This window comes from Nostoc flagelliforme FACHB-838, assembly GCF_014698065.1.
Taxonomy (GTDB): Bacteria; Cyanobacteriota; Cyanobacteriia; order Cyanobacteriales; family Nostocaceae; genus Nostoc; species Nostoc flagelliforme_B.
In genome coordinates this window covers 1-3,207 of record NZ_JACJSI010000550.1, presented here as the reverse complement: position 1 = coordinate 3,207, position 3,207 = coordinate 1, and the positions used below count along the sequence as shown (strand labels likewise).

The 3,207-nt window shown below is 38.8% G+C and carries 2 protein-coding genes and 1 pseudogene; 2 read left to right on the top strand and 1 reads right to left on the bottom strand.

Translation table 11 applies throughout. The annotated features are described in order from the left end of the window. Positions 1 to 273 precede the first annotated feature (273 nt). Entirely contained in the window at positions 274 to 1,098 is an 825-nt protein-coding gene (locus H6G97_RS48530; RefSeq protein ID WP_190947443.1) for an IS982 family transposase, read from the bottom strand. Between the two features lie 316 nt (positions 1,099 to 1,414). Here H6G97_RS48530 and H6G97_RS48525 point away from each other — a divergent pair, with 316 nt between their 5' ends. Together H6G97_RS48525 and H6G97_RS48520 are read left to right on the top strand one after the other, a co-directional pair. Continuing rightward, positions 1,415 to 2,893, top strand: a complete 1,479-nt coding sequence (locus H6G97_RS48525; RefSeq protein WP_242056141.1) for an NF041680 family putative transposase — start codon at positions 1,415 to 1,417, stop codon at positions 2,891 to 2,893. 207 nt (positions 2,894 to 3,100) lie between these two features. Then, positions 3,101 to 3,207, top strand: a pseudogene (locus H6G97_RS48520) (transposase); the annotation flags it as partial.

The following is a 3,207-nucleotide window of genomic DNA, read 5'->3' as shown; positions in this document are numbered from 1 at the left end:
GTCTGCATTTGAAACCTATGTTACTCAAGTTTTGGTTCCAACTCTTTGGCCCGGCGCAAGTGTAGTCATGGATAACTTTAGTTCTCATAAAGTAACAGGTATCCGAGAAGCTAATTGAAGCAGTTGGAGCCAGATTAGTAACCCAAGTTGCGGGTAATAAAATGGTGGATGATCTGTAGAGCTTCAATTGGGAAGAAAGGCATCAAAAATTAACGATGGCTCTGTAGAAGCAACCTTCAGGAATAGTGAACTTATAAGTATAAAACTTACCTATTAGATAAATGCTTGCTGGAGAGTAAAGGCAAAAATAAAGGCTTGTACTTTCAGTAAAAACCCTTGATAGGTGACGGCATGAATGGATTTAGGAAAGTCACTTGTAATCGAACTAAATACGGTTTCAATGTAATGACGAGTATGTTGTTTTATATATTGAATCCAAGGGGGGTCAAGACGAGTGGATTTCTTTTTCCGCATCACTTTTAAACTAATCTGACTTGTTTGTTCTAAGTCGTCTTCAATGGTGTAATCTGTGTAAGCTGCATCACCATAAACTTCACTCCTTGGTGGCAGATTTAAGGGTAAAGCATTTAATCCACGTACATCATTGGCACTACCAGGTAAAAACACAAATTCCACAGGAATTCCGGTTTTAGTTGTTAATAATTGAACTCGCACGCCATAGAAGTATCTTTTCTTCGATGCAATATAACCTCTGTATTGCTCTGAGTGAATTAACTTGACATTAAAAATGCGGATGTTATCACACATCGGCACTGGGAATGAGTCTAAAAGATACTCCGTATCATCACTAATTTCTTTGAGCATCATTCCCATTTGATGAAATAAATCGTTCATTAACATGAAAATACCGTGCAATCTTCTGTTAAACCGTGATTTATCTAACATATTGGGTATCAACCCATGTTCTTGCATATAAGTGCAAGCCTTGCTGTGGTTGCCATTAAAGAACATTGCCGCACACACAGCCGTTGTGATAATTTCTGCATCACTCATGACTCTACGACTATCTTCATCATGTCCAATCGCTTTCAGCAAGTCATCCGTGATAGCATAAATGGCAATTATTTCGTTTAACATTTACCCCTCCTCTTTTTCTTTTGGACTTTGGACAAAAAAGAGTTGTTCGCGGGTATTATGCGCGAACACAAAAAGATTATCTTATTTATAGTTTTGCGCCTCTTTTATAAAATCTGCTGAACCTACTAGAGACTTAAGTAGGTCAAGTAATATAAAAATTTATGCTCTTTGGTGATATTACTTATTTGTGTTGGGACAAAAATTGTCAAAAAAACTTATTAATTTCGCTTGCTTTAGCTCGGATAGAAAAAAGGATAGCCACCAGACCCCCAACAAATAGTAATATCAACGACAAAGTATCTTTGGGTAAATACTGATGGCTATGCCGAAATTTAATAACAATCAATTAATAGCGCAATTTCAAGATTTTAGACAGAAAATTTACAACTATTTTGAATCATGTAGTGATGCCTGTATGGATTTATTGGATGCGCTTGCGGGGAATACGGGAGCCAATTCAATTGCTGAGTTATCTTTAAGTCCTTTGTTTCCCAGAAGCTATAACTCTATTTACAAAGCTATCATTGCAGCATTTAGTACAACTAGCCAGGAGATGAATAATGAAGAACAAGAAGGAGGAAAAGAAGAAGAAAAACCAAATAACTTAATTAGGGTGGTGTCTGAGTTAATTAAGGAACCACAACAACGCCCTTTTTACTTATTTGCAATAGATACAACACCACATCCGCGTCCTTACGCGAGGACTTTAGCTGAACGTGGGTATATTTATCAGCCAAACACTATCAAGGGTAACAAACCTATTAATATTGGTCATTCTTATTCGATACTTTCTATTTTACCAGAGAAAGAAACTGCGAATGCCGCCCCTTGGTCAATACCAATATCAGGAGAAAGGGTATCACTTGATAAAACTGGTGTTGATGTGGGTAATGAACAAATTTCCGAAGTGATATGTGATTCATCACTGCCCTGGCAGGAAAAATTGTGCGTCTTAGTAGCAGATAGCGCCTATAGTCAGCGTTCATTTCTGTTTGACCAATCCAAACACAAAAATTTGGTAGTGATAGCCAGAGTTCGTAGTAATCGAATTTTCTACCAATCTCCACCCGTTGACGAGTCAAAGAAAAAACGTGGTTGTCCAAAAAAATACGGTGAACGGTTTAATTTAGCTGATGTTGAAACTTGGCACTCTCCCGACGAGAGAACACAAATTCAGCAGACAACCTGTAAGGGTCGTCTTTTAAACATCACCATACTCGCTTGCCATCAAATGTTGATGAGAGGAACCAAGCACCAAAAAATGTACCGTCATCCCTTCACCCTTATTAGGGTTCATGTAACTGATAATACTGGTAATTCTGTCTGGAAACCCATGTGGTTAATTGTCATCGGCGACCAACGTGAACAAATCTCAGCTACTGTTGCTTACCAAAGTTTCAGACAAAGGTTTGATGTTGAACACATGTTCCGTTTCTCCAAACAACATTTGTTGATGACGGAGTTTCAAACTCCAGATGTCAAACACGAGGAAAATTGGATACGATTAGTAATGCTCGCTTACGCACAACTCTGGGCGGCAAAAGATTTAGCAACACACTTACCTAGACCCTGGGAGCGTTATTTAAAACCTGAAAGTGATACGATCATGACTCCCAGTGCTGTACAACGCGATTTTCAAAGAATTATTTCTGAGATTGGTACACCCGCCCGTTCTCCCAAAACCAGAGGAAATTCAATCGGTCGAGTTCAAGATCAGGCTCAAACGCAACGAACCAAGCATCCTGTTGCCAAGAAGCAGTCAAAATCAACACCTGATAAACAAAAAGCCGCGTAAATTTTCTTAGGCTTTAGCCGTTTAACTCAGTTTGACTCAATTTGAAAAATAACTGGGGTAATTTATGATGCCTAGATTTTGTGTTCGCCACTAATTTACGCGAACTACTTTTTTTGTCCAAAGTCCAATTTCTTCCTGGAGGGGATTTTATTGCTTTATTGACCCAGAGCGATCGCTCTTCCCCATAACTAGCAACTTGGGTTAGTATATTTATCACCTTATTCTCCTGATTTTTCACCAATTGAAAACTGTTGGTCAAAAGTCAAAGAGTTTTTGCGTAGGCGTAGCCCGCCGCAGGCATCGCAAGCTGCTAG

Coding starts and splice junctions, on each gene's coding strand:
- H6G97_RS48530 (WP_190947443.1), bottom strand. CDS start 1,098: ATGTTAAACGAAATAATTGCCATTTATGCTATCACGGATGACTTGCTG.
- H6G97_RS48525 (WP_242056141.1), top strand. CDS start 1,415: ATGGCTATGCCGAAATTTAATAACAATCAATTAATAGCGCAATTTCAA.